Source organism: Salinicoccus sp. CNSTN-B1, assembly GCF_054792835.1.
Genome location: NZ_JBTWMN010000003.1, coordinates 1 through 4,387, shown reverse-complemented (window position 1 = coordinate 4,387; position 4,387 = coordinate 1). Strand labels below are relative to the sequence as shown.

The following is a 4,387-nucleotide window of genomic DNA, read 5'->3' as shown; positions in this document are numbered from 1 at the left end:
TAACTAAAATTTTTGAACTAAGTGAGGTAATTATAACATGAGTAATAGCAGACCAAAAGATACTAGATCTAAAATATGGAATGTGATGGTTTATCCTGAATCAGCACCTAAAGGTTGGAAAGAAATGCTGGTTGAAGAAGGTATAATGTTTGTGTGTAGTCCAATACACGATAAAGACTTTGATAAAGAAACAGGAGAACTAATAAAGCCACATTGGCACGTTTTGCTTTATTTTACGGCTAATAAGACCTATACACAGGTTTTAGAGGTGTCAGAGATGCTAAATGCACCTGTACCTCAAAAAGCGAAGTCTACAGGTGGTAGTGTGCGTTATATGATTCATATTGATAGTCATCATAAAGCACAATATAAAAAATCAGATATAGAAGTGTATGGAAATATAGATATTGAACAATATTTTAGAATGACAAGTAGTGATAGATACGATTTGATTAGAGAAATGTTGCAGTATATAGACGACAATGAGCTTAAAGAATTTAAGTATTTAATGGATTACGCAATGAGAGAAAGATTTGATGATTGGTTCCCGCTACTCTGTGATAATTCTGCTTATGTTGTTCAACAATATTTGAAATCGAATAGGCATAAAAATGAGAGCTGATTTTTTAATTTGAGCTAGCCATGAGGCTAGCTTTTTTGCGTAGCAAAAACAGGGGGATTGGGGACTCCCCAACAAGCTGTCAAGCAGACACGAATGAGCGTAAGCGAATGAAGTGGCTAGCGAAGACGACGCTTGCCAACACGTAGGACTTACATCGTAAGTCTAGTGTGTTATACCTTTACTGTGATGTACATAAAAAGGTACATGGATATATACGATGATATATATTCTAGCTTTATGCCGAGAAAACTTTTTGAGTGGAAAAATGGAGTGTGTTAGCTACTGCTAGTAGCGAGTTGGTTGGGCTTTGCTAGGAGTAAACCTAGCGAAGCACCAACTCAACAACACATGGAATTGTAGGTTCCACTCAAAAAGGAAATTGGAATAAATGTTGCGGATCCTTAAGCTGGTTTTGATTTTTCTATTACGGTTTAGAAGAATTTGATTTTTGGGCGGCATAGGGGGCGACTACGACCCCCCCCTATGTAATCCATAATCCATAATCCATAATTGTACAAAATGCTTTCATACCAGTACTTTTAGGCGTTTATAGAAAAATATAAAAAAATTCTCGTACAGAAATCTCTAGACAAATTGGAGTAATAGTATTAGTTTTGAATAAATGAATGATGAAGGAGTGATTAAATGACTCGTGAAAAAGTGGGCATTACTCTAACTGAAGAAACGTTAAAAAGGCTAGATGAGATATCTAAAGAATTAGGTTTAACTAAGTCGCAAGCTATATCCATGTTAATTAACCAGGAGTATTTAAATAATTTTAGAGAAGAAAATCAAGTTTTTAAGCAATAAAAAGTTGCCACGGGAATGGCGACAACTTAATAACTAAAATTTTTGAACTAAGTGAGGTAATTATAACATGAGTAATAGCAGACCAAAAGATACTAGATCTAAAATATGGAATGTGATGGTTTATCCTGAATCAGCACCTAAAGGTTGGAAAGAAATGCTGGTTGAAGAAGGTATAATGTTTGTGTGTAGTCCAATACACGATAAAGACTTTGATAAAGAAACAGGAGAACTAATAAAGCCACATTGGCACGTTTTGCTTTATTTTACGGCTAATAAGACCTATACACAGGTTTTAGAGGTGTCAGAGATGCTAAATGCACCTGTACCTCAAAAAGCGAAGTCTACAGGTGGTAGTGTGCGTTATATGATTCATATTGATAGTCATCATAAAGCACAATATAAAAAATCAGATATAGAAGTGTATGGAAATATAGATATTGAACAATATTTTAGAATGACAAGTAGTGATAGATACGATTTGATTAGAGAAATGTTGCAGTATATAGACGACAATGAGCTTAAAGAATTTAAGTATTTAATGGATTACGCAATGAGAGAAAGATTTGATGATTGGTTCCCGCTACTCTGTGATAATTCTGCTTATGTTGTTCAACAATATTTGAAATCGAATAGGCATAAAAATGAGAGCTGATTTTTGAATTTGAGCTAGCCATGAGGCTAGCTTTTTTGCGTAGCAAAAACAGGGGGATTGGGGGACTCCCCAACAAGCTGTCAAGCAGACACGAATGAGCGTAAGCGAATGAAGTGGCTAGCGAAGACGACGCTTGCCAACACGTAGGACTTACATCGTAAGTCTAGTGTGTTATACCTTTACTGTGATGTACATAAAAAGGTACATGGATATATACGATGATATATATTCTAGCTTTATGCCGAGAAAACTTTTTGAGTGGAAAAATGGAGTGTGTTAGCTACTGCTAGTAGCGAGTTGGTTGGGCTTTGCTAGGAGTAAACCTAGCGAAGCACCAACTCAACAACACATGGAATTGTAGGTTCCACTCAAAAAGGAAATTGGAATAAATGTTGCGGATCCTTAAGCTGGTTTTGATTTTTCTATTACGGTTTAGAAGAATTTGATTTTTGGGGCGGCATAGGGGGGCGACTACGACCCCCCTATGTAATCCATAATCCATAATCCATAATTGTACAAAATGCTTTCATACCAGTACTTTTAGGCGTTTATAGAAAAATATAAAAAAATTCTCGTACAGAAATCTCTAGACAAATTGGAGTAATAGTATTAGTTTTGAATAAATGAATGATGAAGGAGTGATTAAATGACTCGTGAAAAAGTGGGCATTACTCTAACTGAAGAAACGTTAAAAAGGCTAGATGAGATATCTAAAGAATTAGGTTTAACTAAGTCGCAAGCTATATCCATGTTAATTAACCAGGAGTATTTAAATAATTTTAGAGAAGAAAATCAAGTTTTTAAGCAATAAAAAAGTCGCCACGGGAATGGCGACAACTTAATAACTAAAATTTTTGAACTAAGTGAGGTAATTATAACATGAGTAATAGCAGACCAAAAGATACTAGATCTAAAATATGGAATGTGATGGTTTATCCTGAATCAGCACCTAAAGGTTGGAAAGAAATGCTGGTTGAAGAAGGTATAATGTTTGTGTGTAGTCCAATACACGATAAAGACTTTGATAAAGAAACAGGAGAACTAATAAAGCCACATTGGCACGTTTTGCTTTATTTTACGGCTAATAAGACCTATACACAGGTTTTAGAGGTGTCAGAGATGCTAAATGCACCTGTACCTCAAAAAGCGAAGTCTACAGGTGGTAGTGTGCGTTATATGATTCATATTGATAGTCATCATAAAGCACAATATAAAAAATCAGATATAGAAGTGTATGGAAATATAGATATTGAACAATATTTTAGAATGACAAGTAGTGATAGATACGATTTGATTAGAGAAATGTTGCAGTATATAGACGACAATGAGCTTAAAGAATTTAAGTATTTAATGGATTACGCAATGAGAGAAAGATTTGATGATTGGTTCCCGCTACTCTGTGATAATTCTGCTTATGTTGTTCAACAATATTTGAAATCGAATAGGCATAAAAATGAGAGCTGATTTTTGAATTTGAGCTAGCCATGAGGCTAGCTTTTTGCGTAGCAAAAACAGGGGGATTGGGGGACTCCCCAACAAGCTGTCAAGCAGACACGAATGAGCGTAAGCGAATGAAGTGGCTAGCGAAGACGACGCTTGCCAACACGTAGGACTTACATCGTAAGTCTAGTGTGTTATACCTTTACTGTGATGTACATAAAAAGGTACATGGATATATACGATGATATATATTCTAGCTTTATGCCGAGAAAACTTTTTGAGTGGAAAAATGGAGTGTGTTAGCTACTGCTAGTAGCGAGTTGGTTGGGCTTTGCTAGGAGTAAACCTAGCGAAGCGCCAACTGAACAACACATGGAATTGTAGGTTCCACTCAAAAAGGAAATTGGAATAAATGTTGCGGATCCTTAAGCTGGTTTTGATTTTTCTATTACGGTTTAGAAGAATTTGATTTTTGGGGCGGCATAGGGGGGCAACCAGACCCCCTATGTAATCCATAATCCATAATCCATAATTGTACAAAATGCTTTCATACCAGTACTTTTAGGCGTTTATAGAAAAATATAAAAAAATTCTCGTACAGAAATCTCTAGACAAATTGGAGTAATAGTATTAGTTTTGAATAAATGAATGATGAAGGAGTGATTAAATGACTCGTGAAAAAGTGGGCATTACTCTAACTGAAGAAACGTTAAAAAGGCTAGATGAGATATCTAAAGAATTAGGTTTAACTAAGTCGCAAGCTATATCCATGTTAATTAACCAGGAGTATTTAAATAATTTTAGAGAAGAAAATCAAGTTTTTAAGCAATAAAAAAGTCGCCACGGGAATGGCGACAACTTAA

The 4,387-nt window shown here is 35.3% G+C and carries 6 protein-coding genes; all 6 read left to right on the top strand.

Going from position 1 to position 4,387, the window contains the following annotated elements; all coding sequences use genetic code 11:
• Window positions 1-37 precede the first annotated feature (37 nt).
• The 6 genes from ACYF68_RS00075 (at window position 38) to ACYF68_RS00050 (ending at window position 4,356) form a co-directional block, all read left to right on the top strand.
• Window positions 38-622: a replication protein gene (locus tag ACYF68_RS00075; RefSeq protein WP_461044979.1), complete on the top strand. Its 585-nt coding sequence runs from the start codon at window positions 38-40 to the stop codon at window positions 620-622.
• A gap of 645 nt (window positions 623-1,267) precedes the next feature.
• Window positions 1,268-1,432 carry a ribbon-helix-helix protein, CopG family gene (locus ACYF68_RS00070; RefSeq protein ID WP_461044978.1) on the top strand — a complete coding sequence of 55 codons (165 nt, stop codon included), beginning with the start codon at window positions 1,268-1,270 and terminating at the stop codon, window positions 1,430-1,432.
• Window positions 1,433-1,499: 67 nt separating this feature from the next.
• Window positions 1,500-2,084 carry a replication protein gene (locus tag ACYF68_RS00065; RefSeq protein WP_461044979.1) on the top strand — a complete coding sequence of 195 codons (585 nt, stop codon included), beginning with the start codon at window positions 1,500-1,502 and terminating at the stop codon, window positions 2,082-2,084.
• Between the two features lie 646 nt (window positions 2,085-2,730).
• The gene (locus ACYF68_RS00060) at window positions 2,731-2,895 is read left to right on the top strand and encodes a ribbon-helix-helix protein, CopG family (protein ID WP_461044978.1); all 165 of its coding nucleotides are present in this window, start codon (window positions 2,731-2,733) and stop codon (window positions 2,893-2,895) included.
• 68 nt (window positions 2,896-2,963) lie between these two features.
• Window positions 2,964-3,548 (top strand): replication protein, encoded by a 585-nt coding sequence (locus ACYF68_RS00055; RefSeq protein WP_461044979.1) that lies wholly within the window; start codon window positions 2,964-2,966, stop codon window positions 3,546-3,548.
• A gap of 643 nt (window positions 3,549-4,191) precedes the next feature.
• Window positions 4,192-4,356, top strand: a complete 165-nt coding sequence (locus tag ACYF68_RS00050; protein WP_461044978.1) for a ribbon-helix-helix protein, CopG family — start codon at window positions 4,192-4,194, stop codon at window positions 4,354-4,356.
• The last annotated feature ends 31 nt before the right edge of the window (window positions 4,357-4,387 follow it).